The sequence below is a fragment of the Bradyrhizobium sp. USDA 3240 genome, from assembly GCF_054063295.1.
Map to the genome: position 1 here is coordinate 6959540 of NZ_JBSSGD010000002.1, position 22193 is coordinate 6981732.

Genomic DNA, 22193 nt, shown 5'->3' on the forward strand with positions numbered 1-22193 from the left:
TCGCGCACTTGGGAGGGACCATCGATGAAGCTGGCCGGGCGCGCGCACGCAGTTGCGCGCATATTTCTTGTGGCGGGATTAGGCGCAGCGGTGTCCGCTGCACCGGCCCATGCGCAGAAGCAGGGCGGTACGCTCACCGTCGGCCAGGAGCTGGATATCGCGGGCTTCGACCCGCTCAAGGTAGGCGTTTACGATACGTCGGCCAACACCGCGGCAGCCGCGATCTTCGACACGCTGATGACGCTCGACGAGAAGGGCGAGCCGAAGCCGAAGCTCGCGCTGTCGTGGGACCATTCCGAGGACTTCAAGATCTGGACCATCAAGCTGCGGCCCGGCGTCAAATTCCACGACGGCACGCCGTTCAATGCACAGGCGGTGAAAGAGAACTTCGACCGCCAGAAGGATCCAGCCAACAAGTGCCGTTGCGCCTTCTACATCACCAGCATCAAGAGTGTGGATGTCATCGATGACCTCACGGTGCGCTACAATTTCAGCGACCCGTCGGTGAACTTTCCGGCGACTCAGTCGATCCAGAGCTCCAACAACGTGATGCAGTCGCCGACTGCGTGGAAGACCAAGGGCGATGATTACAATCGCAACCCGGTCGGCACCGGTCCCTACATCCTGAAATCCTGGAACGCCGGCGATCGCATGGTGCTGGAGAAGAATCCGGACTACTGGGACAAGGGCAAGCCCTATCTCGACCGCATCATCCTGAAGCCGCTGCCGGACGCGCAGTCGCGCTTCGCCTCGCTGCAATCGGGCGAGGCCGACATCGTCTGGGACGACGAGGCCGACGCCGACAACATTATCAAGGCGCGCAAGGACACCAGTCTGACCGTGCATACCTATGAAGGCTCGGGGGCGGCAGTCGCTGCCTTCAACACCAAGGTCCCGCCGTTCGACGACGTGCGCGTGCGCCAGGCGCTGGTGATGGCGCTCGACCGCAACAAGATGTCGCAAGCGATTACCAATGGCTTGGCGCGGCCGGCCAGTAATCCCTACGGCGACGGGTCCTGGGTGAAGTGCAAGGATGACGGCGCGTTGCCCTTCGATGTCGAAAAGGCCAAGGCGCTGCTCAAGGACTACGGCAAGCCGGTCGAGTTCAAGATGCTGGTCACGGCGACGCCGCGCGGCCGCACCGGCGGTCAGGTGTTGCAGCAATTCTGGAAGCGGATCGGCGCCAATATGGAGATCGAGCAGGTCGATCAGGCGACCATTCCGCCGCGTGCCTTCATGCGCCAGTTCCAGCTCACGCCGTGGCGCATCGTTGATCTCGCCGATCCCGATCCACAGATGTACGCCAATTTCCACACCGGCAGCCCGGTCGCGCTGGCGAACTACTCGAATCCGGAGCTCGACCGGCTGCTTGAGCATGCGCGAACCACCGCCGACGTCGCCCAGCGTACCGAGGACTATTGCGCGATCAGCCGCCTGATCAACAAGGAGGCGATCTGGTTCTGGACCTTCCAGAACACCTACTACGCGATCTCGAGCGTGAAGGTGAAGGGCGTGCCGAAGATGTTCAACGGGGTGCTCGACGTCTCCTACGCCTGGAAGGAATAGCGTTTCATGCTGTTCTTCGTCGCGCGCAGGCTCCTGTACCTGGTACCGGTGCTGATCGCGGTTTCGGTTCTCACCTTCGTGATCGCCTCGCTGTTGCCGGGCGATCTGGCCTACGTGATCCTCGGCGACCAGGCGACGCCTGAGAATGTCGCGGCCCTGCGTCACGACTTGGGGCTCGATCAGCCGATCTGGCTGCGCTATCTCAGCTGGCTGTGGCACATCCTGCAGGGTGATTTCGGACGCTCGTTCCGCACCGGGCAGACAGTGTGGCAGGCGGTCAGCGAGCGCGTCCCGGTCTCGTTCGAGCTGATGATCCTCGCCGAGCTGATCGGGCTTGCGATCGGCGTGCCGCTCGCGATCGCATGTGCCGCCAAGGCGGGCTCCGCGTTCGACCGCTTGATGACCGGCTCGGCCTTCGGCATGCTGTCGGTGCCGACCTTCCTGTCCGCGATCCTCCTGATCTATCTGTTTGCGGTCGAGCTGCGCATGTTGCCGGCGACGGGCTACGTGCCGTTCACCGAGGACCCGGTCGCCAATCTGCGCTTCATGGTGCTGCCGGCGCTGACGCTCGGGCTTGCGGAATGGCCGGGCATCATGCGCGTGCTGCGCTCCGACATGATCGCAGCGCTGCAGGAGGACTATATCGCGCTCGCCAAGGCGAAGGGCCTGAAGCCGTCGCGCATCCTGTTCGTGCACGCGCTGAAGCCGTCGTCGCTGACGCTCGTCACCATCACCGGCATCAATATCGGCCGCCTGATCGGCGGCGCCGTGATCGTCGAATCGATCTTCGCATTGCCGGGGATCGGGCGCCTTCTGGTCGGCGCGATCTATACCCGCGACCTCATCATTCTGCAGGGCGTGGTGCTGCTGGTTGCCGCGGGCTTCGTGATCATGAACTTCATCGTCGACCTGCTTTACGCCGTGCTCGACCCGAGGATCCGCCATGGCCACGCTTGAGCTCAGCCTCGACGAGACCGAAGCGACGCCGGTGCGGCGCAGGCGCCGGCTGGGCATGCTGTTCTGGTGCGCGATCGCCTGGATGGTGCTGGTGTTCGCGGTCGCGATCTTCGCTGACCTGCTGCCGCTGCCGAGCCCGACCGACATGGACATGCTGGAGCGGCGGGCGCCGTTCTCGGCCGAGCATTGGCTCGGCACCGACGGCCTCGGTCGGGACGAACTGTCGCGGCTGATCTATGGCGCACGCATCTCCCTGATCGTCGGCCTTTGCGCGCCCATGATCGGCGTCACCATCGGCGGCGCGCTCGGCATGCTCGCCGGCTATTTCCGCGGCCGGTTCGAATCCTTCGTGGTCGGCAGCATGGACGTGCTGCTGGCATTCCCGCCGCTGATCCTGGCGCTTGCGGTCACCGCCTATCTCGGCCAGTCGATCTTCAACCTGACCTGCATCCTCGGCGTGCTCGGCATTCCGGCCTTCATGCGGGTGGCGCGGGCCGCGACCCTGACACTGGCACGGCGCGAATTCGTCATCGCGGCGCAGGCGCTCGGCGCCACCCATGCGCGCATTCTGCTGCGCGAGCTGCTGCCCAACGTGCTGCTGCCGCTGCTCGCCTTCTTCCTGCTCGGCGTCGCCGTCACCATCGTGGTCGAGGGCTCGCTCTCCTTCCTCGGCCTCGGCGTGCCGCCGCCGATCTCGAGCTGGGGCAGCATGATCGGGGAGGGGCGTGAAAGCCTCGACGTGGCGCCGCGGCTGGCCTTCATTCCAGCGATTGCGATGTTCCTGACGGTGCTTTCGTTCAACCTGATCGGCGACACGATGCGTGCGCTGACCGACCCGAGGCAGGGTGCGCTATGAGCGGCGCGCTGCTTTCGGTCGAGGACGCGGTGGTCGACCTGCCGACACCGCGCGGCAATCTGCGGGCGGTTGATCATGTCGATCTCGCTGTCGGTGCCGGCAAGACGCTCGGCATTGTCGGCGAATCCGGCTGCGGCAAGACCATGCTGTCGCGGGCCGTCCTGCAGCTTCTGCCCAAGAAGGCCAAGCTGTCCGGCCGCGTGATGTTCGACGGGCAGGATCTCACGACGCTGCCGGCGGAGAAATTGCGCAAGCTGCGCGGCCGCTCGCTCGCGGTCGTGTTCCAGGATCCCATGACCTCGCTCAATCCGGTGCTGACCATCGGCACCCAGCTGATCGAGACCATCCAGGAACATCTCGAGCTCGATCTGGCCCAGGCCAGGCAGCGCAGCATCGAGCTGCTGACGGCGGTCGGCATTCCCGCACCCGAGCAGCGGCTGACGCAATATCCGCATCAGCTGTCCGGCGGCATGCGCCAGCGCGTCGCGATCGCGGTGGCGCTGTCCTGCGAGCCGAAGCTCCTGATCGCGGACGAACCGACCACCGCGCTCGACGTCACGATCCAGGCGCAGATACTCGATCTCTTGGCGCGCGAGCAGCAGCGCCGCCATATGGCGATGATCATCATCACGCATGATCTCGGCGTGGTCGCCGGCCGCACCGACGAGGTCGCGGTGATGTACGCGGGGCGCGTCGTCGAGCGCGCGCCGACGCCTGCATTGTTCAAGCAGATGCGGATGCCCTACACCGAGGCGCTGCTCGCCGCACTGCCGAAGCTCGACGTGCCGCCGCATACGCCGTTGCCGGCGATTTCGGGACGGCCGCCCGATCCGACGCGACCGCTGAAAGGCTGCTCGTTCTCGCCGCGTTGCCGCTATTCCGCCGGGCGCTGCAGCACGGAGAAGCCGCGGCTCAGTCCGGCAGAGACGTTAGAGCATCTCTATGCCTGCTTCCACCCGATCGCGGCGGGAGGCCGCGCATGATGTTGCAGGCCGCATCCAATCCGCTGATGAAGGTGGAAAACATCGTCGTCGAGTATTCGGTGGGGGGCAAGACCATCCATGCCGTCTCCGATGTCAGCCTCGAGATCGCGCGTGGCGAGACGCTGGGGCTGGTCGGCGAGTCCGGCTGCGGCAAGTCCACGCTCGGCCGCGCCGTGCTGCAATTGCGCCAGGCCGTCTCCGGCAAGGTGCTGTTCGACGGCCACGATCTCACCGCTCTGAAGGGCGAGGCGCTGCGCAAGATGCGCCGGCGCGTGCAGCTGATCTTTCAGGACCCGATTGCGTCGCTCAATCCGCGGCGGCGGATCGGCGATATCGTCGCCGAGCCGCTGGTGATCGCCGGCGTCAAGGATCCCGAGGAACGCAAGCGGCGCGTCAGCGAGGTGCTGTCGGCGGTCGGGCTCGACCCCGCGCTGGTGAGCGGCCGCCTGCCGCACGAATTCTCGGGCGGACAATGCCAGCGCATCTGCATCGCCCGTTCGCTGGTGCTCAATCCGGAATTCGTGATCTGCGACGAGCCGGTGTCCGCGCTCGATGTCTCGATCCGAGCGCAGATCCTCAATCTGCTGGAGGAGATGAAGGCGCGCTACGGCCTGACCCTGCTGTTCATCGCCCACGACCTCGCCGTGGTGAAGGCGGTCTCGGATCGCGTCGCGGTGATGTATCTCGGCCGGCTCTGCGAGGTCGGTCCGTCGGAGCAGCTGTTTGCGCGGCCGGCGCATCCTTATACCGCGCTGCTCATCGAAGCGATCCCGGTGCCGGATCCGGACGTCCGGCCGACCACGAGCGTGCCGGTAGGCGAGCCGCCGTCGCCGATCGCGCCGCCGTCGGGCTGCCGCTTCCGCACCCGCTGCCCGCGGGCCGATGCGCGTTGTGCCAGCGAGGTGCCGGAACTGCGCGTGGTTGCGCCCGGCCAGTTCGCGGCTTGCCATCATCCGCTGATCTGAATAGTCACGCCTCTGAATAGTGGCGCGTTGGCCCTCGAGCGAGCTGCATGGCGGCTTGCTCGAAAATGGGGTCTTGAGCGTTTGTCCCGGGCGGGCAGGCGTGGCAAGGTCCGCCTCAAGAGCAAGTTTCGGGAGAACAGCGATGAAGAGTTTCCAGGTCGTCGATTTCAATGCCCCCTTGAAAGAGGTCGATCAGCCGACGCCGCAGCCGTCGGGCACGCAGGTGCTGATCAAGGTCAAGGCCGCCGGCGTCTGCCACAGCGACCTGCACATCTGGGAGGGCGGTTATGATCTCGGCCATGGCCGCAAGCCGCTGTCGCTGAAGGACCGCGGCGTCTCGCTGCCGCGCACGATGGGCCATGAGACGGTCGGCGAAATCATCGCCTTCGGGCCCGACGTCAAGGACGCCGACAAGGGCGGCCTCAAGGTCGGCGATGTCACGCTCGCCTATCCGTGGCTCGGCTGCGGCAAATGCCCGACCTGCCTCGGCGGCGACGAGAACATGTGCGCGATCAAGCCGAATGCGCTCGGCGTCTATTGCGACGGCGGTTATGCCGATCACATGACGGTGCCGCATCCGAAATATCTGCTCGACCTCAAGGGGCTCGATCCCGTCACGGCCGCGCCTTACGCCTGCTCTGGCGTCACGACCTACAGCGCACTCAAGAAGGTCGAGAAGGATCTCGACACGCCGATCGTAATCTTCGGCGCCGGTGGTCTCGGCCTGATGGCGCTCTCGCTGTTGAAGGCGATGGGCGGCAAGGGCGCGATCGTGGTCGATATCGACGCCAGGAAGCGTGAGGCGGCGGAAGCTGCTGGCGCGCTCGCCACCGTCGACGGCAAGGCGCCCGACGCGCTGGAGCAACTCATCAAGAAAGCGGGTCAGCCGATCCGGGCCGCGATCGACCTGGTCGGTAACGCCCAGACCTCGCAACTCGGCTTCGACTGCCTGACCAAGGGCGGCAAGCTCGTGATCGTCGGCCTCTTCGGCGGCGGTGCGACCTGGGCGCTGCCGCTGATCCCGATCAAGGCGGTCACCATCCAGGGCAGCTATGTCGGCAATCTGCGCGAGACGCAGGAGCTGCTCGACCTGGTGCGGACGAAGAAGATCCCGGCGATCCCGGTCACGCCGATGCCGCTGGCGAAGGCGAACGAGGCGCTGACCAATCTGCACAAGGGTCAGCTCGTCGGGCGCGCGGTGCTGACGCCTTAGTTTTCTCTGCTGTCATTCCGGGGCGATGCGAAGCATCGAACCCGGAATCTCGAGATTCCGGGTTCGCTTCGCGCCCCGGAATGACGGTCATCTTTCGGAGCTTCCCATGTCCGCCAACGACGCACTCCACATCGCAGTTCTCGGTGGCGATGGCATCGGTCCGGAGGTGATGGCGCCGGCGCTCGAAGTGCTGCGCAGGATCGAGGCGTCGTCCGGCCTCAAATTCCGCTTCACTGAGGCGCCGGCCGGTGCTGGCCACTACAAGCAGACCGGCAAGTCGATGCCGGAGAGCACGGTGCGGCTGTGCGAGGAGGCTGACGCGATCCTGCTCGGCGCCTGCGGGCTGCCGTCGGTGCGCTACCCTGATAACACTGAGATCGCGCCGCAGATCGAGTTGCGCATGATCTTCGATCTCTATGCCGGTGTGCGGCCCGCGCGATTGATCCCGGGTGTGCCGAGCACGATCGTCGGCGCCGATCAGAAGGGCATCGACCTCGTCGTGATCAGGGAATCCACCGAGGGCCTGTTCGCCTCGATGGGCAAGGGCGTCGTCACCGATAGCGAGGCGCGCGAGACCATGGTGATCACGCGCCGAACCTCGGAGCGGCTGTTCGAGTTCTCGTTCCGGCTTGCTGAACGCCGCAAGGCGCGCGGCCGCGTCGGCGGCGGGCTGACTTGCGTCGACAAGGCGAACGTGTTCAAGGCGTTCGCGTTCTTCCGGAGCATCTTCGACGAGACCGCGAAGCGTCATTCCGACGTCAGGGCTGATCACCTCTACATCGACGCGGCTGCGGCCGCGCTGGTGAAGCGCCCCTGGGACTTCGACGTCATGGTGACCGAAAACATGTTCGGCGACATCCTGTCCGACCTCACCGCCGGCCTGATCGGCGGCATGGGCATGGCGCCGTCGGCCGATATCGGTGACCGTTACGCGGTGTTTCAGCCGTGTCATGGCACGGCGCCCGACATCATGGGGCAGGGCAAGGCCAACCCGACTGCGATGATCCTGTCGGTTGCGATGATGCTGGACTGGCTCGCTGACAGGCATGGCCTCGAGAGCGCCGCTGAAGCCGCCGAAAGCATCGAGCGCGCCGTCGACAAGGTCTATGCCGCCGGCATCAAGCCGTTCGAGTTTGGCGGCAGCAACGGCACCGCAGATGTCGCGAAGGCCGTGCTGGCGGCGCTTTAGCGCAAAGGGTGAGGGGCCGACGCCGCGCCGGCTCAGCGGAGCCGTCACGGCAGCAGCGTTGCGTCGCCGTCGAACGGGCCGGCGTACCAGGCATTCTCGTCTTCGAGGGCGCGAGCCAGGCCCTCGTCCGTCGTCTTGTAGACGAGCGGATCGGTCGGGTAAGTCCTGACGTAGGGATTCCATCTCATCAGGATCTGCCGGATATGTCCGGGCACGCCGACCAGCTCGAAGAGTTGACCGCCCGAAGCGACCGCGTTGGCATAGGCCGCCTCGAGCAGTGCCTCGGTCACGTCTGTGTCATCCTGCTCCACCAGGATGTCGGCGAGCGTCGACCGTCGCAAACCTGTCTCGCGGTCGACCGCATGCAGCACGACGGCATATCCCGCCAAGCGCTGGAATCGATGGCAGCAAAGCACGGCAACCGTCGAAGAGCTCCCAGGGAGCGTGAAGTGCCACCGGAGAGAGGCGGGACTTCGGTCGGCCAGCAACCGAGGGGCCTCGCCCAATTTGCGTCGCCACAGCGCTTCAAATTCGTCCCCGATGTCCTTCACATCGATTTCCGTCACCTTGCTGGTCGAACGGCCCCGTGGTCCGCGGCGGAGCGAATCCAAACGCATGGCCGAGGAGGCAAGGAAAGCTCCGACAGACTCCATTCCGCTCCCGACGTCGAACTTCGCTGCGAGCACCCGCGCGAAGCGATGGACATCCAGGATCCAGAACAGGATCTTGTCGTAGTCGGGGTCAGGCAACGACTTCGCATGAAGGGCTTTTGATTGATTGACCACCGATGCTGTCGAATTCGTGATGACAAGGAGATCGACATCTCGCTGCCGAAAGAACGAAGCCAGCAGGCCGATGCAGCGGGTGCGGTACGCCGGGTCGATCACCAAGCCAGCGGCTGTCGCGGCGAATATCGTTCGACTTTCGAGCTGGTAGAGCACGGGAATGTTTCCCTGGTACCCGACAATCCCCTGCTCGGTTTCCAGCACCCACCCCATGCTTGGCTGCGATTTGGCGGCGGCCATCGCCGGATTTTGTCGCCAGAGCCGATCCCAGTTCTCCGGGCTGTCTTTCGCAAGGCCTCCGCGTTCCTTTAGCCGCGCGACGCTTTCGAAATCCGCGAACCGGACCTCCCGCTGCTTCGCCGGCGCCAACGCGCTTCCGGAGCGTGTTGCCGCTTCGGCTTGAGCGGACGCAGGACGCCGCCGGCTTTTCAGGAGTCGGAGCAGGATATCGGCGGCGTGATACTTGGAGCGTGTCTGAATTTGCGCCGGCGCACGGGTCCCCGCCATAAATCCCTCCCTAGCCGAATGGCGGCGACGAGCCGGTCGGCCCGATTCGCAATCGACGCTGCGTCAATTGCTCCGACACGAACTGGCACAGCGGCCCGATCAGCGTCATCTGTTCTGGATCGAGGTTCTCGAAATCGATCTCCCTGTCGAAGTGCTCACCCGCCGCCATCATCATCTCGACGAAGGCGAGCGAATCGAGCGCGCCCGACAGCAGCAGGTCGTAGTCGTCGGGGAGATCGCGCAGCGGGCGCTGTCCGCGGTCCTGGAGCTTCTGGTTGAGGAAGGCTCCGAAGAAGGCGCGGACGTCATCCGTGGTCGGACCGCTCATTGGCTGTCTCCCAAAACCGCCGGCATGGCCTTGCGATCGTATTTGCCGTTGGCGTTGCGCGGCAGCCGGCTGCGGACGTGCCATCGTCTCGGGACCATGTAGTCCGGCAGCAGGGCGGCGACCGCCGCGCGAAGCCCGTCGAGATCAACCGGCCCGCCTTCGATGAGCACTTCGATGCCGCCGTAGCCGCTCGACGTGATGGGCCAGCCGATCGCCACGACACCGTCGACGCCCGAGGCCTCGCGCACCACGGCTTCGACCTCGCCGAGTTCCACCCTGTGGCCGAGGATCTTTACCTGCGAGTCCATGCGGCCGAGATGGGTCAGGGGACCGTCGCCGGCGGGCCGGCGCACGCGGTCGCCGGTGCGGTAGAACATTTCCCGCCGTCCGGGCGGGACGACGAAGGCTGCGGCGGTCTTCTCGGGATCTTTCCAGTAGCCGAGCGACATCTGCGGACCGCTCATCAGCAGTTCGCCGTCCGCGCCCGGCGCGACCTCGTTCAGCTGCTCGTCGACGACGAGCACCTCCATTCCCGGGAATGGCGCGCCGATCGGCACGATGCCCATCTCCGCTTCGGCCGGCGTGCGCTTCGGATCCCAGCGATAGCCCGTGCACGCGATAGTCAGCTCGGTCGGTCCGTACACGTTCTCGACGATGCTGTTCGGCGCAGCCATCGCCCAGGCCTCGACGCTAGCGACGGGCAGCGGCTCGCCGCAGAACAGGCTCAATCTGAGCGAGGGAAGCCCTCCCGGCTTCAGCAGCCCGGACTGCTTCATCAGCGCGACCATCGAGGGCACCGAGAACCAGACCGTCAATCCCTGCTCGCGGATGAACCGCCCCGGATTGATCAGCGTCTTCTGCGAGGGGCAGCACACGCAGGCGCCGCGTTCCCACGCCATGAACATGTCGGATGCCGACAGGTCGAACGTCATGTCGAATGTTTGCGAGACGACGTCCAGCTCCGTAATGGCGAAGCGCTCCGCGACATGGTCGACATAGGCTGCGACGTTGCGGTGCGCGACCATCACTCCCTTCGGTACCCCCGTGCTGCCGGAGGTGAACAGCAGATAGGCGATCGCGTCCGCGCGCGCGTCCGGCTCGCGCCAGCCGGCGTATCCTTCGAGATCGGCAGCTCCGACGATGATGTGCAACGGCCATCGTTCGCGATAGGGGCGCGGGTCCTCGAGACCGGGCGCGATCACGAGCAGCGGCTCGTCCACGCCCGCCATGAGCGCGTCCATCTGCGGCAAGGAGTCCGCATCGACGATGATCGATCGGCATTCCGAACGGACAAGCATCGATCTGGTGCGCGCGATCGGGAAGGTGCGGTTCAGCGGCACGTAGCCGTTCCCGGCCAGAAGCGATCCGAGCACGCCGGCGAACGCCGTCGCGCTGCGATGCGCGAATACGGCGGTCAGCCGCGTCGACAACCCTTCGCGATGCGCCTGGATGCAGGCTGCGATGCGAACGGCGACCTCGCGCAGCTGTCGATACGACAGCGACGTGTCCTGTGCGACGACGGCAGGACGGCCGGGAAACAGCTTCGCCGAGCGCAGGAAGCCCGTCCACAATCCCCGCCGTGATTCGTCCGCGCGCAACTCCATCGAACAATTGCCCAATCTAGCCTGCGAGGGCCGTTACGCGCCGGGATCGCGAAGCGCTGATGACTTCAGTCGCCTGGCCTTCGTCAGCGCCTGTCCGAAGACCTCGCCCGTATGGGCCAGTTCGTCGCGGCTGGGTGGAATGTCCAGGATGAACGTCCCGTAGCCGGCCGCGGCGTAGCGCGCGAGTTCGTCGGAGACGACCCCGTAGTCGCCAACCAGATACGGGCAGAAAGTCTTATAGTTTTCGAACGGCACCAGCCAATAGGGCGTGTTCTGGGTGACGGCCGTCTCGGCCGAGAGATCGGACATCTGCTTGTGCCACGCCGAATCCGAGACCTTCATGGCCAGCTTGTGCGCCAGTTGCCCCTTCTTGTCGGTCGGGAAGCGTTCATGCGCGACCCGCCAGGCCTCCTCGGCGCTAGCGCGGGCGATGATGCCGACGCGCACGCCCGAGCCGACGCAGTCGGCGTCCGCCTGCCCGTACTCTGCTGCCGGCTTGGGATACTTCACCGGCGTCGCGCCCAGCGTCTTGGCGGCCGCGAGCCCGGCTTCCGAGGAGCCCGACACGAATATGCCGGGCAGCAATTCACGCGGCAGCGGTGGCGTCATCCTCAAATTGCGGACGGCATGGAATTCGCCTTCGAGCGTCACCGGCCCGGCGTTCTCCAGCAGCAGCTTGCTGATGCCGGTGTATTCGACGAGCCTCGCGTACCGCTTGTCGTGCGCCGTCGCATCGCCGAGCGCCGCAAGCTCGGTCGTGTAGCCGCCCGCGACCATGTTCAGATAGAGCCGGCGTCCGTACATATGCGCGAACGAACTCACCATCTTGGCGACGCTGTACGGGTGCATGTAGACCGGCTGCACCGCCACCAGAGGACAGAGTTCCTTGGTGTTCTGCAGGATCACCTGCGAGACGAGCCAGGGATCGACCAGGGAGTTTTCCGTATAGACTAGGATTCCTTTGCAGCCCGCCTCTTCGCTCCAGCGGGCGACGGCCTTCACCCGCTCGACATAGTCCGCCGCTTGCACCGCGCCGGATTGCGGGCACGTGCTGAAGACTTCGAACCGAATGTCGGAAAACGTATCCATCATCCACCTCCGTCCAAAAGGCGTCGAAACACCGTGGCTGGTGGAGAATCGCCATCGTAGCAGATGCGTTCGTGAGCTCCCCCGACGCAAAGGTGGTACTCCGTCAAGCGGGGAACGGATGCTCGGCCGACTATTCGGGGGCGGCGCACTGCACTTATGCGGACCTTGATTTCCGCGGCCTCTCTGCAACGATGCCGCGGCACCTGCTCGAATTTCCCTTGAGCGTGATCCGTCCAGGGGGTGTTGAACATGGCAAAAATAATCGGCATCAGTGGATTCGAGAGCTCGATTCCCTTCAAGAAGAAGCATTGGCCGGGCCTGGAGGAGCGCGAATATCGGATCTCACAGGGCCACGATTCCGCTGCGGTGCTGGTGGTCGACGGCAGGATCGTCGCCGGTGCTGCCGAAGAGCGCTTCAACCGCAAGAAACACAGCGGTGATTTTCCGATCGGCGCGATCAGCTACTGCCTGGAGACCGCCGGCCTGAAGCCATCCGACATCGACGTGATCTCTCACGGCTTCGACTATGCGCCCTACAAGGCCGCCTTCATGCTGGATCCGACCTCCGCCCGACAATACAGGGAGGTGTTATCGCGCGAGAAACTGCTCTCGCAAGTCGATCAGCACCTGCCCGGATTTCCGGCCAGCAGGGTCCACCACGTCAACCATCATCTGTCCCATGCCGCCAGCGCCTACTACACCTCCGGCTGGGACGAATGCCTGGTGGTGATCCTCGACGGCATGGGCGAGGTCCACGCTGTCACCGTCTATCACGCGCACGACAACGCGATCGACAAGCTTGCAGAAATCACCGCCCAGGATTCGATCGGCATTCTCTATTCCACGCTGACGCTGCATCTCGGCTTCGATTTCAACTCCGACGAATACAAGATCATGGGACTCGCTCCCTACGGCGATCCCGCCCGTCACCGTGCTTTCTTCGAGCGGACCGTGGAACTGCGCGACGACGGCCTGATCAGGATTCCGCTGCTCCGCCTCAATACCGAGCGCCATGATCGCGAAACCTACGGCGCGACGCGACGCCATCTCGGAGAGCATCTGATCCCCGCTCGCGCGCCCGACGGCGACGTCACCGACGACCATCGCGACGTCGCCGCGGCGCTGCAGGAATGCCTCGACAGTGTCATGCTCCACATCTGCGGCCATTTCGGCCGCAGCACCGGCCTGCGCAGGCTCGCGATGGCGGGCGGCGTCGCGCTTAACTGCACGGCCAACGGCCGCCTGCTGCAGTCCGGCCTGTTCGACGAGATCTACGTTCAGCCGGCCGCAGGCGACGATGGCGCCGCGCTCTGGTCGGCATCGCGCGACAGCGGCGTGAAGAACGTCCGGATGCCGGTCCCCTTCCTCGGCCCCGCACACGCGCAAACCGAGATTTACAGTGCGCTGGCCGACACTGCCGGCCGCATCGAGATCACGCGCTTTCCGGATCTCGACGAGACCTGCGCGGCGGCGGCCAGGCTGATCGCCGCCGGACGCGTGCTCGGCTGGTACCGCGGACGCATGGAGTTCGGCCCTCGCGCGCTTGGACACCGCAGCATCCTGGCCGATCCCGGTCATCCTGACATGCGCGACCGCATCAACGCGATGGTCAAGATGCGCGAGGCCTTCCGCCCGTTCGCGCCGGCGGTCAGCCTTGAGCAGGTGCATGACTGGTTCGAGGTGCCGAAGGGGCTTGAGCTTCCCTACATGATCATGACCGCCGACGTGCGCCCCGAACATCGCGCCGCGCTGCCGGCGATCACGCATGTCAACGGCTCGGCCCGCGTGCAGACGGTCGGCGTCAGGGACAATCCGGAATTCCACGCGTTGCTGCGCGCGGTCGGCCGGGCGACCGGCCGCGAAATGGTGCTGAACACGAGCTTCAACGTGAAGGGGCAGCCGATCGTCAACACCCCGCGCGAAGCCATCGACACGTTCCTCGGCACCGGCATCGAGTATCTCTTCCTCGAGAACGTGCTCGTCCGCCGCCTGGGACAGAGGTAGCCGGCACTGGAGCGAAAAGGTGAGGGGGCCGAAGCCCCCTCGCGGATGATTAGCGCCGGTGTCCGCCGTGATGTCCGCCACCGTGATGGCCACCGCCGTGATGGCCACCGCCGTGATGGCCGCCGCCACCATGATGTCCGCCGTGATGACGGTACCCGTGATGATGGCGGGGGTAGACGTGCGGACGATGATGCCATCCGTGATGGCGCGGTCCGTAGCCATAGCCCGGTTGCCAGTAGCAGCGGCCCCAGCGATCGCAGACCTGGCGCACCTTGTCGACATTGGACGTTTCGCCTGCGATGTGGCTGGCCTGCGGAAGCCCGTTCGGCATCGCCGATGCCGCACCGGACGTCAACGCTGCGCTTCCGAGCGCGGCCAGTCCAATAATTGCAAGCTTGATATTCATTGAGATCTCCTTGGTTGAAGCCTGAAAACGTCCGTGTGGCCGCTTCGTTGCTGCGACAAGAAAGCCAGGCACATGCACTCGGTTTTGGCGACGCCGGTTCAACGCAGGAAATGCGGGAGTTGTGAGGTCGCTCGGTGCGCGGGCGACAATTGGCCGCGCGACAGAATGGCGAGGCGCAAACAAAACGTGATGACGTTTGGTCGCGCTTCGCGGAAAAGCACTCTACTGCGTGGTCAGGGGATGTTCGGCGGCCTTGTTGAAGAAGGCAGCTTCCTCTGCGGCGGCTTCGAGGAGTTGCTGGTCCTGATCGTAGACGTCGTTGCGGAACTGGATGGTCCGGTCCTTCGTCATCCACGCCGTGAGGTAGATCCAGGCCACGGGCACCTTCTTCAGCATGCGAACGTCCTGACGCTGTCCGGTGGCGATCGCGGCATCGATGGCCGCGCGGGCCCACTGCGGCTGGTCCTTCAGCAGCCATGCCGCGAGATCGCGGACATTGTCGACGCGCGAGCAGCCATGCGAATCGAAGCGATAGTCGTCGTTGAACAGGCTGTGCTGATTGGTGTCGTGCATGTAGACCGAATAGGAGTTCGGCATGTCGATCTTGACCGCGCCGAGCGCATTCCATGTGCCGCTCTGCTGACGCACCGTGATGTTCGGCGCGTGATCGCCCGACCAGTCGACCGAATGCGGGTCGATCGGGTTGTCGTGGGCGTCGAGCACGTCCATGTGCATGCGCGACAGGTAGGCTGGATCCTTGCGCATATGCGCTGCGATTTCCGTCTTGATGATCGACGACGGCACCGTCCAGGTCGGATTGAGAATTACGTCGGTGATCTCGGACGTCAGCGTCGGCGAGGGTTTCTCGGTCTTGCCGACAATCACGCGGTAGCGCCGCACGACCTTGTCGTCCTCGACGGCCTCGGCGAAGGTGGCGGGAATGTTGACCACGACATAGCGCTGCCCGAACTGGAAATCCATCTGATCAAGCCGCTCCAGCGAGGCCTCGAGCTGCTTGATCCGCTTCTGCACGGGAACGTTGAGCGCTGCCAGCGTCCGCGGCGTCACCGTGCCGGTCGCCGCGAGCCCGTGGCGTGTCTGGAAATGCTTCACCGCGTGGGCCACGACTTCATCATAGGCGCCGGCGGCCTTGTCGGCGGCAAGATCGCCGGTGATGATCAGACGCTTGCGCAGCAGATCGTCATTGACGCCCTGGACGCCCAACGCAAATTTCGCGTCCGCGGGGATCGTGGGCCAACCGCCGCGGGCGGCGAGATCGGAATAGCTCTTCACCACGTCGCGAATGCGTTGTGCACTGCCCTGGTCGTAGGTCGGCTCGCGCGACAACGCGAGCGCGGCAGCCGATCGCGTTTCCGCGACCGACGCGGCCGGCTTGGCCTGGCTTGGCTGGGTGGCTGCCGGTACCGCAGCCGGCAGCGCATGATGAGGCGGGACCGCCGCAGTCGGGTCGGGCGCGCCGGCGGTTTGGGCGAATGCCGGTAGAGCCGCAAGCATCGTGGCTACGACGACGAGTGTCACTCTCTGCATATCTCGATTCTCCGGACTGCGTCGCTTGCGCGAAAAATCGGAAGGCTCGGTCCCGGCCGCATGAATGGGGGGCGGCGCGTTCGTTCGGAGGTGATGATCTATCCCGAGACCGTTGCGTCTTGATTAAGTTTTGGTTGCGGTCGGAACATTACCGTGACCGTCCAGCCGGCCCGGGGCTGCCGCCATCGTCGGCATGGCGGCCGCACGACCCTTATGGCGCACATCAACGCGGAGACCGCTCACTCGTTGTGCCGAAGCCGGGGGCAGGGACCTGGCCGTGCCGAACGGTCAAAGAAAAAGCGCTGCCATCGCCGATGGCAGCGCTTCGATATCTTCTCGGTTCGACCGGCGCGTGGCGATCCCAATGACCGGTCGCTGCCGATCCGCTCGCCCTGGTCGATCGCGTTCGCGGTATCGCGATCGTACCTGTGCTGCCGTTCAGTCTTCGTTGGCGGCGATCGATTCCATCAGCGACACCAGCTGGCGCTGCACGGTCTGATCCTTGATCTTGCTGTAGGCGCGCAGCAACCGGAGGCTGAACGCGCTGTCGAGGAACAGCAGGCTCTCGACTTCGCGGGCCTTGTTGTCGCCGTCGTAGAAGAAGGTCACCGGCACGTCCAGCGCGGTCGCGATCTGCTGAAGGCGGGCGGCGCCGACGCGGTTCACGCCCTTCTCGTACTTCTGGACCTGCTGGAAGCTGACGCCCAGCTTGTCGCCGAGTTCCGCCTGCGAGATCTTCTGCTCGACACGGCGCAGACGAATCCGCTTGCCCAACTCAATGTCCGGCTTGCCGGCGCTGCGCTGCTTCATCTTCTTTGCTGCTGATCTGTTCATTCTTGTGACCCGTCCTTCAAATCGAGAATCCCTGGCCCGGTCGGGTCAGGGACACGTTCATGATGTACCGCGTTAAGCTCGAGTGGATCGTCAGTTCGTCTGAACGACGAAATCCAAGAAGATCGCGGGATGGTATCCAAACGCAGATGTGCATCGGAAGCACCCAAGTACCGACTCGGTCGACTACCTGAAGTCGACCGCGCCAAGGTGTCTATCGACACCCCGCCCTCTACATTTGGCAAAATATTGACCAAACCACAACTAGCGCGAGTTTGATCGACACAGATTTTGCGCGCATGCTTACTGGGCGGCATTGCACTCGCCCGTAGTTCTACGGGCAGCCAATATTGTACGAGCGTCCTAGTGTGGATGCAACCCCAGCTAGTGCATCCTGAGGTCGCGGCGACGGTCTGCGGTTGCTTGACGAAAGCGCCGCCAATGCGAAAAGTTTGACGTAAGTCCAAGTCAGGCTTTCGGAATGTTGCTGGACAATTGCCTAAAAGTTCTGAATCATCGGGAACAATTGTGCGCCTACGGAAAGCCGGCGAACTCTGGCAGGAGAGGCCAAATGAAGCGGAAGAGGGGAACACCTCGACTCTACCTCGCGGCTTCGGGAGTGGAAGATATGCCGGTCGCAAATACGGAAGAACGGTTGCTGGCGCTGCTGGCAACCTTGGAAGAGTGTCAGGCATTTCTGACTGACCGGGCGAACACGGAAACGGCGCGGCTGTTGTCCCTTGCCATCCTCGAGCTGCGGATGGAGCTGCACAAGGTGACGGATTCCGAGTTGAAGGCGCTGTGTGACATGATCGCGTCGGACGAGCCGGTACAGGAACCGGCAACCAGGCAGTTGCCGCCGTATCTGCGGCTGATCAAGTAAGCCGGCGCCCCGCGCCATGCGCGGGACGCCGCCGCCCAGCATCGCGTGGCTCAGCCCGCGGTGACGTCGACCGCATCAGCGCCTTCGAGCACGCGACGGGCCTTGTCCCGGTCGAGGTCACCTTCCCATGCCGCGACCACGACGGTGGCGACGCAGTTGCCGATCAGATTGCCGACGGCGCGCGCCATGCCGATGAACCAGTCAACCGAGAGCACCAGCACGAGGCCGATCGCCGGGATGCTCGGCACGGCGTTGAGCGTCGCCGCCAGGATGACGATCGCCGAGCCGGGCACGCCATGCGCGCCCTTCGAGGTGATCAGCGACACGCCGAGCACCAGCAGCAGGTCACCGAACGACAGCGGCGTGTTGGTCGCCTGCGCGATGAACACCACCGCCAGCGTCAGATAGATCGAGAACGCGTCGAGGTTGAACGAATAGCCGGTCGGAATCACGAGGCCGACCACCGAATCCTTGACGCCGAAATGCTCCAGCTTGCGCATCACCTGCGGCAGCACCGCGTCGGAGGATGCGGTGGCGACTACGATCATCAGCTCCTCGCGCAGGTAGCCGAGGAACTTGAGGATATTGATGCCGGCAAGCGCCATCACCCCGCCGAGCACGCCGAGCACGAAAATCGCGACCGAGACGTAGAACAGCGCCACCAGCGACAGTAGCTGCTTCAGCGAGCCGACGCCGTATTTGCCGACTGTGTAGGCGACGGCGCCGAGCACGCCGATCGGCGCGAAGCGCACGATCAGGCCCATGGCGCGGAACAGCACGGTGGAGACCGCGTCGATGAACGAGGAGATTTTCTCGCCCTTCTCGCCGCCGACCAGCGCGAGGCTGACGCCGAAGATGATGGCGAAGAACAGCACCTGCAGCACGTCGTTGCGCGACAGCGCGTCGAACGAGGTGCTCGGGATGATGTTGAGCAGGAAGCTGCCGATGCCTTCGCCCTTCAGCTTCTGCGCATTGCTGGCATAGTTGCCGAGCGCCTTGGCATCCAGCGTCGAGGTATCGATGTTCATGCCGTGACCGGGCCCGAACAGGTAGGCCAGGATCAAGCCGACCACGAGCGCGACCGTCGTCATCGCCTCGAAATACACCAGCGCCTTGACGCCGACGCGTCCGACCTTCTTGAGGTCGCCGGCGCCCGCGATGCCGTGCACCACCACGCAGAACACAATCGGCGCCACGATCATCGAGATCAGTTTCAGGAAGGCATCGCTGAAGATCTTCAGCCCGATCGCGAAATCGGGTGCCGCCATGCCGATGATGATGCCGAGCAGTAGCGCGACAAGCACCTGCACGAACAGCGATGTGTAGAGCGGCTTGCGTGCAACTGTAGCGTCCGCGGCGATGGTCGACATGAACTCCCCCTGTTTTTGGCCGGTGTTCTTGCCGGCCGATCCCGCCCCATCTTAGCAACTTGCGTGCCAAGATGTCGCAGGATTGGGGCCATTTGCCCGGTCATTCGCCGGTTTCGAGGGTGCTGGTCACCGTGTAGACCACGCCGTGGGGCAGGAAATCCACCGTGGCCTCGCCGCCGAGCTGGTCGCGGGCGCTGCGCTCGATCAGCCGGGAGCCGAAGCCGCGCTGCACCGGCGCCGCGACCGGTGGGCCGCCGGCCTCCGTCCAGATCAACCGGAGCATCGGTCCGGGGCCGTCCGCGAGGATCTCCCAATCCAGGGTCACCGTGCCGGTGTCGTTGGACAGTGCGCCATATTTGGCGGCGTTGGTCGCCATCTCATGCAGCAGCATCGACAGCACCAAGGCAAGCCGGGGCGACAGCGGCACGCGCGGCCCGAACATCCTGACCCGTTCGGAGGCGTTCAGCAGATAGGGCCGCAGCACGCGGCTGACCACGTCCTGCAGGTCGGAGCCCTGCCATTTGTCGGTCGAGAGCAAATTGTGCGCCTCGGCGAGTGCGCCGAGCCGTCCCTCGAACTTGTCGCGCTCGGCGCGGCTCGCGCTGCGGAAGGTCTGCGTGGCGATCGATTGCAGGATCGCCAGCGTGTTCTTGACGCGGTGGTTGAGCTCCTCGATCAGCAGGTCGTGCAGCATCTCGCCGCGCGCGATCGTGGTCGCCATCCGCACCGCAAAGCCGAGGCCGACCAGGAGCAGGACGCCACCGATCACGCTGGTGATCGCAAGCGAGCGCCACAGCGGCGCCACCAGCGAGTTCTCGGCGATGCCCGCGGCGACCGTCCAGCCGGTGACGCGCGACCGGGTGAAGCCCGTGATCAGCGCCACGCCTTCGAGCGAGACGGTCGGCAGTGTCGCCTCGCTGCGGCGGAACATCTCGGCAAACAACGTTGGCGATGCGCGCTGTCCGATGGTTGCCTGCGGATTCGGCACGCGGGCGAGGTTGACGCCGTCGCCGTCGAAGATCGAGATGGTCCAGTCCTGGTTCAGGCGCTGCCGCTCGATCATGGCCTGGAAGACCTCGATCGGCGGGCTGAAGGAGATGTCGTACAGCACTTCGCCGTCGCGTATCACCGGCACCTCGACCGTGATGATCAGTTCCTGCTTCACCTCGCCGAAGAACAGGTTGGAGTATTGTGGCTGCCGCGTCGTAAACACCTTCTCGACGATATCGAGATTGTTGCGCGGCGGCAGGCTCGCGGTGTCCGGCGTCAGCGAGGAGAACGCCTGGCGTCCCCTGCGGTCGGCGACCAGCACCACGCCGTCTTTGCCGTATTGGTCGAGAAAGCCAGCCGCGACGCGGCGGAAGTTGTCGAAGTCGCTGTTGCGCAGCGAGTTGGTCAGCGCCAGCACCTGCAGCCCGCCGGTCATGCGCTGCATTTCCGCATCGAGCAGCAGGCGGATGCTGCGCGCCGTCTCCAGCACGCGCTGCGTAGCCGCCTGACGATCTCGCTGGTAATTGTGGAAGACGATCCCGACCGCGAAAACGATCAGTGGCAACATCGTCCCCGCGACCAGAAGCGCGAGACGCACTGGCAATGTCAGTTTCGGCACGAGGTCCCCGGGTCGGTGCCCGTTTGCGGTGAGCTTAGGGGAAGCGGGAAAAGTCCGCCAAAGGAAATGACCGGCAATCGGAAAAATTCCGCGGCGCACACCGTACGCCGCGGAAGAACTTTTGGTCAGAGATTGCTCTCGGTGATCGCGGCGTAGACCATGGTGCGCAGCTCGCGCCGCAGCGGATAGGCGCTCGAGGGCAGCACTTGGGTCATGAAGATCGTGATCAGCTCTTCGGCCGGATCGATGAAGAACGACGTCGTCGCGGCGCCGCCCCAGTTGAATTCGCCCGGGCTGCCCGCGATCAGCGTCTGCGCCGGGTGCATGGTGACGGCGAAGCCGAGGCCGAAACCGATGCCGTTATAGGCGGCCTCGGCGAACATCGAACGCGACATCGCCGGCAGGTCGACGCCGCCGGGCAGATGATTGCTGGCCATCAGCTTCAGCGTCTTCGGGCCGAGCAGCCGGACGCCGCCGAGCTCGCCGCCGTTCAGCAGCGCGCGGCAGAAGGTCAGATAGTCGGCCGCGGTCGAGCACAGCCCGCCGCCGCCGGAGACCAGCGAGGGCGGCGACAGGAACGAGCTGGCGGCCGGATCGTCCTGCAGCGTCAGCGTGCCCTTGCGCTCGGCCGCGAGCGGGTTGAAGCCGCCTTGCGGGTCGGCGGAATAGCAGGCGGCAAAGCGGTGCGCCTTGTCGGCCGGCACGAAGAAGTCGGTGTCGTTCATGCCGAGCGGTTTGAAGATGCGCTCCTTCAGGAACTGCTCGAACGGCATCCCTGAAATCTTGCCGACGAGATAGCCGAGCACGTCGGTGGAGACCGAGTAATTCCAGGCTTCACCCGGCGAGAACTCCAGCGGGATCTTCGCCAGGTCCTCGATCATGCTGTCGAGCGTTCCGGCCTTGAGGACCTCGCCGATCTTCTTCTCGCGATAGGCGGCGTCGACATTGGAGCGCTGCTGGAAGCCGTAGGTGAGGCCCGAGGTGTGGCGCAGCAGGTCGACGATCAGCATCGGCCGGGTCGGTGGGCGGGTCAGGAAGGCGGGCGCGGTGCCGGCGACGAACACGCCGAGGTTCTTCCACTCCGGAATGTATTTGGCGACCGGCTCGTCGAGCGCCACCTTGCCTTCCTCGACCAGCATCATGAAGGCGACCGAGGTGATCGGCTTGGTCATCGAATAGATGCGGAAAATAGTGTCGTCCTTCACCGGCACCTTGCGTTCGAGATCGGCAAAGCCCTGGACGGTGGAATGCACGATCTTGCCGCGGCGGTAGACCAGGACCTGGGTGCCGGGAAAGCGGCCGGAATCGATGTAGCGGCTCTTCAAATGCGCTTCGAGGCGGTTGAGGGCGGTGGTCGACATTCCCGCGGATTCGGGCGAGGCAGGCGTGGGAGCTAACATCGGGCATTTTCTCCGGCTGGCGAGGCAGCCTTGATAGCCGAAAAGTGTCCGCTGCAGCAATCGGCCGCCGCTTACCGGCACCGGGCCGGTAGTGTACGGT

Annotated in this window: 19 protein-coding genes; 9 read left to right on the plus strand and 10 right to left on the minus strand. The window is 64.8% G+C overall.

Annotation, left to right across the window (positions count from 1 at the left end):
- Window positions 1-90: 90 nt before the first annotated feature.
- From ACVIGA_RS33500 to ACVIGA_RS33530, 7 genes are all read left to right on the plus strand, one after another.
- Window positions 91-1566 (plus strand): ABC transporter substrate-binding protein, encoded by a 1476-nt coding sequence (locus tag ACVIGA_RS33500; RefSeq protein ID WP_456669369.1) that lies wholly within the window; start codon window positions 91-93, stop codon window positions 1564-1566.
- 6 nt (window positions 1567-1572) lie between these two features.
- The gene (locus ACVIGA_RS33505) at window positions 1573-2523 is read left to right on the plus strand and encodes an ABC transporter permease (RefSeq protein ID WP_456669370.1); all 951 of its coding nucleotides are present in this window, start codon (window positions 1573-1575) and stop codon (window positions 2521-2523) included.
- Window positions 2510-3379: an ABC transporter permease gene (locus tag ACVIGA_RS33510; RefSeq protein ID WP_456669371.1), complete on the plus strand. Its 870-nt coding sequence runs from the start codon at window positions 2510-2512 to the stop codon at window positions 3377-3379. Before ACVIGA_RS33505 ends, ACVIGA_RS33510 begins: the two co-directional genes overlap by 14 nt.
- On the plus strand, window positions 3376-4362 hold the full coding sequence (locus tag ACVIGA_RS33515) for an ABC transporter ATP-binding protein (protein WP_456669372.1): 987 nt from the start codon (window positions 3376-3378) through the stop codon (window positions 4360-4362). Before ACVIGA_RS33510 ends, ACVIGA_RS33515 begins: the two co-directional genes overlap by 4 nt.
- Window positions 4359-5327 carry an ABC transporter ATP-binding protein gene (locus ACVIGA_RS33520; protein WP_456669373.1) on the plus strand — a complete coding sequence of 323 codons (969 nt, stop codon included), beginning with the start codon at window positions 4359-4361 and terminating at the stop codon, window positions 5325-5327. The genes ACVIGA_RS33515 and ACVIGA_RS33520 overlap by 4 nt, the downstream gene beginning before the upstream one ends.
- A 142-nt stretch (window positions 5328-5469) precedes the next feature.
- A complete protein-coding gene (locus tag ACVIGA_RS33525) occupies window positions 5470-6540 on the plus strand; it encodes an alcohol dehydrogenase (RefSeq protein WP_456669374.1) in 1071 nt (356 codons plus the stop codon).
- A gap of 106 nt (window positions 6541-6646) precedes the next feature.
- Window positions 6647-7729, plus strand: coding sequence for an isocitrate/isopropylmalate dehydrogenase family protein (locus ACVIGA_RS33530; RefSeq protein WP_456669375.1), 1083 nt, complete (start codon window positions 6647-6649; stop codon window positions 7727-7729).
- Window positions 7730-7773: 44 nt separating this feature from the next.
- Here ACVIGA_RS33530 and ACVIGA_RS33535 read toward each other — a convergent pair whose 3' ends face one another.
- The 4 genes from ACVIGA_RS33535 to ACVIGA_RS33550 are packed head-to-tail and all read right to left on the minus strand — an operon-like array spanning window position 7774 to window position 12042.
- Window positions 7774-9021 carry a hypothetical protein gene (locus tag ACVIGA_RS33535; RefSeq protein ID WP_456669376.1) on the minus strand — a complete coding sequence of 416 codons (1248 nt, stop codon included), beginning with the start codon at window positions 9019-9021 and terminating at the stop codon, window positions 7774-7776.
- A 10-nt stretch (window positions 9022-9031) separates the two neighbouring features.
- Window positions 9032-9349, minus strand: coding sequence for a hypothetical protein (locus tag ACVIGA_RS33540; protein ID WP_456669377.1), 318 nt, complete (start codon window positions 9347-9349; stop codon window positions 9032-9034).
- Window positions 9346-10953, minus strand: coding sequence for an amino acid adenylation domain-containing protein (locus tag ACVIGA_RS33545; RefSeq protein WP_456669378.1), 1608 nt, complete (start codon window positions 10951-10953; stop codon window positions 9346-9348). Before ACVIGA_RS33545 ends, ACVIGA_RS33540 begins: the two co-directional genes overlap by 4 nt.
- 33 nt (window positions 10954-10986) lie before the next feature.
- Window positions 10987-12042 (minus strand): LLM class flavin-dependent oxidoreductase, encoded by a 1056-nt coding sequence (locus ACVIGA_RS33550; protein WP_456669379.1) that lies wholly within the window; start codon window positions 12040-12042, stop codon window positions 10987-10989.
- A 249-nt stretch (window positions 12043-12291) separates the two neighbouring features.
- Here ACVIGA_RS33550 and ACVIGA_RS33555 point away from each other — a divergent pair, with 249 nt between their 5' ends.
- A complete protein-coding gene (locus tag ACVIGA_RS33555; protein ID WP_456669380.1) occupies window positions 12292-14046 on the plus strand; it encodes a carbamoyltransferase family protein in 1755 nt (584 codons plus the stop codon).
- Window positions 14047-14095: 49 nt separating this feature from the next.
- Here ACVIGA_RS33555 and ACVIGA_RS33560 read toward each other — a convergent pair whose 3' ends face one another.
- From ACVIGA_RS33560 to ACVIGA_RS33570, 3 genes are all read right to left on the minus strand, one after another.
- Window positions 14096-14452 carry a hypothetical protein gene (locus ACVIGA_RS33560; RefSeq protein ID WP_456669381.1) on the minus strand — a complete coding sequence of 119 codons (357 nt, stop codon included), beginning with the start codon at window positions 14450-14452 and terminating at the stop codon, window positions 14096-14098.
- Window positions 14453-14674: 222 nt separating this feature from the next.
- The gene (locus ACVIGA_RS33565) at window positions 14675-16000 is read right to left on the minus strand and encodes a L,D-transpeptidase family protein (protein WP_456669382.1); all 1326 of its coding nucleotides are present in this window, start codon (window positions 15998-16000) and stop codon (window positions 14675-14677) included.
- A gap of 438 nt (window positions 16001-16438) precedes the next feature.
- Window positions 16439-16834, minus strand: a complete 396-nt coding sequence (locus tag ACVIGA_RS33570) for a helix-turn-helix domain-containing protein (RefSeq protein ID WP_016844123.1) — start codon at window positions 16832-16834, stop codon at window positions 16439-16441.
- Window positions 16835-17402: 568 nt separating this feature from the next.
- Here ACVIGA_RS33570 and ACVIGA_RS33575 point away from each other — a divergent pair.
- Window positions 17403-17714, plus strand: coding sequence for a hypothetical protein (locus ACVIGA_RS33575; protein WP_143046883.1), 312 nt, complete (start codon window positions 17403-17405; stop codon window positions 17712-17714).
- A 50-nt stretch (window positions 17715-17764) separates the two neighbouring features.
- On the opposite strand, the gene ACVIGA_RS33580 is transcribed toward ACVIGA_RS33575, so the two are convergent.
- The 3 genes from ACVIGA_RS33580 to ACVIGA_RS33590 form a co-directional block, all read right to left on the minus strand.
- On the minus strand, window positions 17765-19084 hold the full coding sequence (locus ACVIGA_RS33580; protein WP_456669383.1) for a dicarboxylate/amino acid:cation symporter: 1320 nt from the start codon (window positions 19082-19084) through the stop codon (window positions 17765-17767).
- A gap of 100 nt (window positions 19085-19184) precedes the next feature.
- On the minus strand, window positions 19185-20642 hold the full coding sequence (locus tag ACVIGA_RS33585) for a sensor histidine kinase (RefSeq protein ID WP_456670945.1): 1458 nt from the start codon (window positions 20640-20642) through the stop codon (window positions 19185-19187).
- A gap of 176 nt (window positions 20643-20818) precedes the next feature.
- Window positions 20819-22093: a serine hydrolase domain-containing protein gene (locus tag ACVIGA_RS33590; protein WP_456669384.1), complete on the minus strand. Its 1275-nt coding sequence runs from the start codon at window positions 22091-22093 to the stop codon at window positions 20819-20821.
- Between the last annotated feature and the right edge of the window lie 100 nt (window positions 22094-22193).

What these genes read in the sequence shown, in the direction of transcription:
- ACVIGA_RS33505 (WP_456669370.1), top strand. Translation starts at nt 1,573, where the DNA reads ATGCTGTTCTTCGTCGCGCGCAGGCTCCTGTACCTGGTACCGGTGCTG.
- ACVIGA_RS33510 (WP_456669371.1), top strand. Translation starts at nt 2,510, where the DNA reads ATGGCCACGCTTGAGCTCAGCCTCGACGAGACCGAAGCGACGCCGGTG.
- ACVIGA_RS33515 (WP_456669372.1), top strand. Translation starts at nt 3,376, where the DNA reads ATGAGCGGCGCGCTGCTTTCGGTCGAGGACGCGGTGGTCGACCTGCCG.
- ACVIGA_RS33520 (WP_456669373.1), top strand. Translation starts at nt 4,359, where the DNA reads ATGATGTTGCAGGCCGCATCCAATCCGCTGATGAAGGTGGAAAACATC.
- ACVIGA_RS33525 (WP_456669374.1), top strand. Translation starts at nt 5,470, where the DNA reads ATGAAGAGTTTCCAGGTCGTCGATTTCAATGCCCCCTTGAAAGAGGTC.
- ACVIGA_RS33530 (WP_456669375.1), top strand. Translation starts at nt 6,647, where the DNA reads ATGTCCGCCAACGACGCACTCCACATCGCAGTTCTCGGTGGCGATGGC.
- ACVIGA_RS33535 (WP_456669376.1), bottom strand. Translation starts at nt 9,021, where the DNA reads ATGGCGGGGACCCGTGCGCCGGCGCAAATTCAGACACGCTCCAAGTAT.
- ACVIGA_RS33540 (WP_456669377.1), bottom strand. Translation starts at nt 9,349, where the DNA reads ATGAGCGGTCCGACCACGGATGACGTCCGCGCCTTCTTCGGAGCCTTC.
- ACVIGA_RS33545 (WP_456669378.1), bottom strand. Translation starts at nt 10,953, where the DNA reads ATGGAGTTGCGCGCGGACGAATCACGGCGGGGATTGTGGACGGGCTTC.
- ACVIGA_RS33550 (WP_456669379.1), bottom strand. Translation starts at nt 12,042, where the DNA reads ATGGATACGTTTTCCGACATTCGGTTCGAAGTCTTCAGCACGTGCCCG.
- ACVIGA_RS33555 (WP_456669380.1), top strand. Translation starts at nt 12,292, where the DNA reads ATGGCAAAAATAATCGGCATCAGTGGATTCGAGAGCTCGATTCCCTTC.
- ACVIGA_RS33560 (WP_456669381.1), bottom strand. Translation starts at nt 14,452, where the DNA reads ATGAATATCAAGCTTGCAATTATTGGACTGGCCGCGCTCGGAAGCGCA.
- ACVIGA_RS33565 (WP_456669382.1), bottom strand. Translation starts at nt 16,000, where the DNA reads ATGCAGAGAGTGACACTCGTCGTCGTAGCCACGATGCTTGCGGCTCTA.
- ACVIGA_RS33570 (WP_016844123.1), bottom strand. Translation starts at nt 16,834, where the DNA reads ATGAACAGATCAGCAGCAAAGAAGATGAAGCAGCGCAGCGCCGGCAAG.
- ACVIGA_RS33575 (WP_143046883.1), top strand. Translation starts at nt 17,403, where the DNA reads ATGAAGCGGAAGAGGGGAACACCTCGACTCTACCTCGCGGCTTCGGGA.
- ACVIGA_RS33580 (WP_456669383.1), bottom strand. Translation starts at nt 19,084, where the DNA reads ATGTCGACCATCGCCGCGGACGCTACAGTTGCACGCAAGCCGCTCTAC.
- ACVIGA_RS33585 (WP_456670945.1), bottom strand. Translation starts at nt 20,642, where the DNA reads ATGTTGCCACTGATCGTTTTCGCGGTCGGGATCGTCTTCCACAATTAC.
- ACVIGA_RS33590 (WP_456669384.1), bottom strand. Translation starts at nt 22,093, where the DNA reads ATGTTAGCTCCCACGCCTGCCTCGCCCGAATCCGCGGGAATGTCGACC.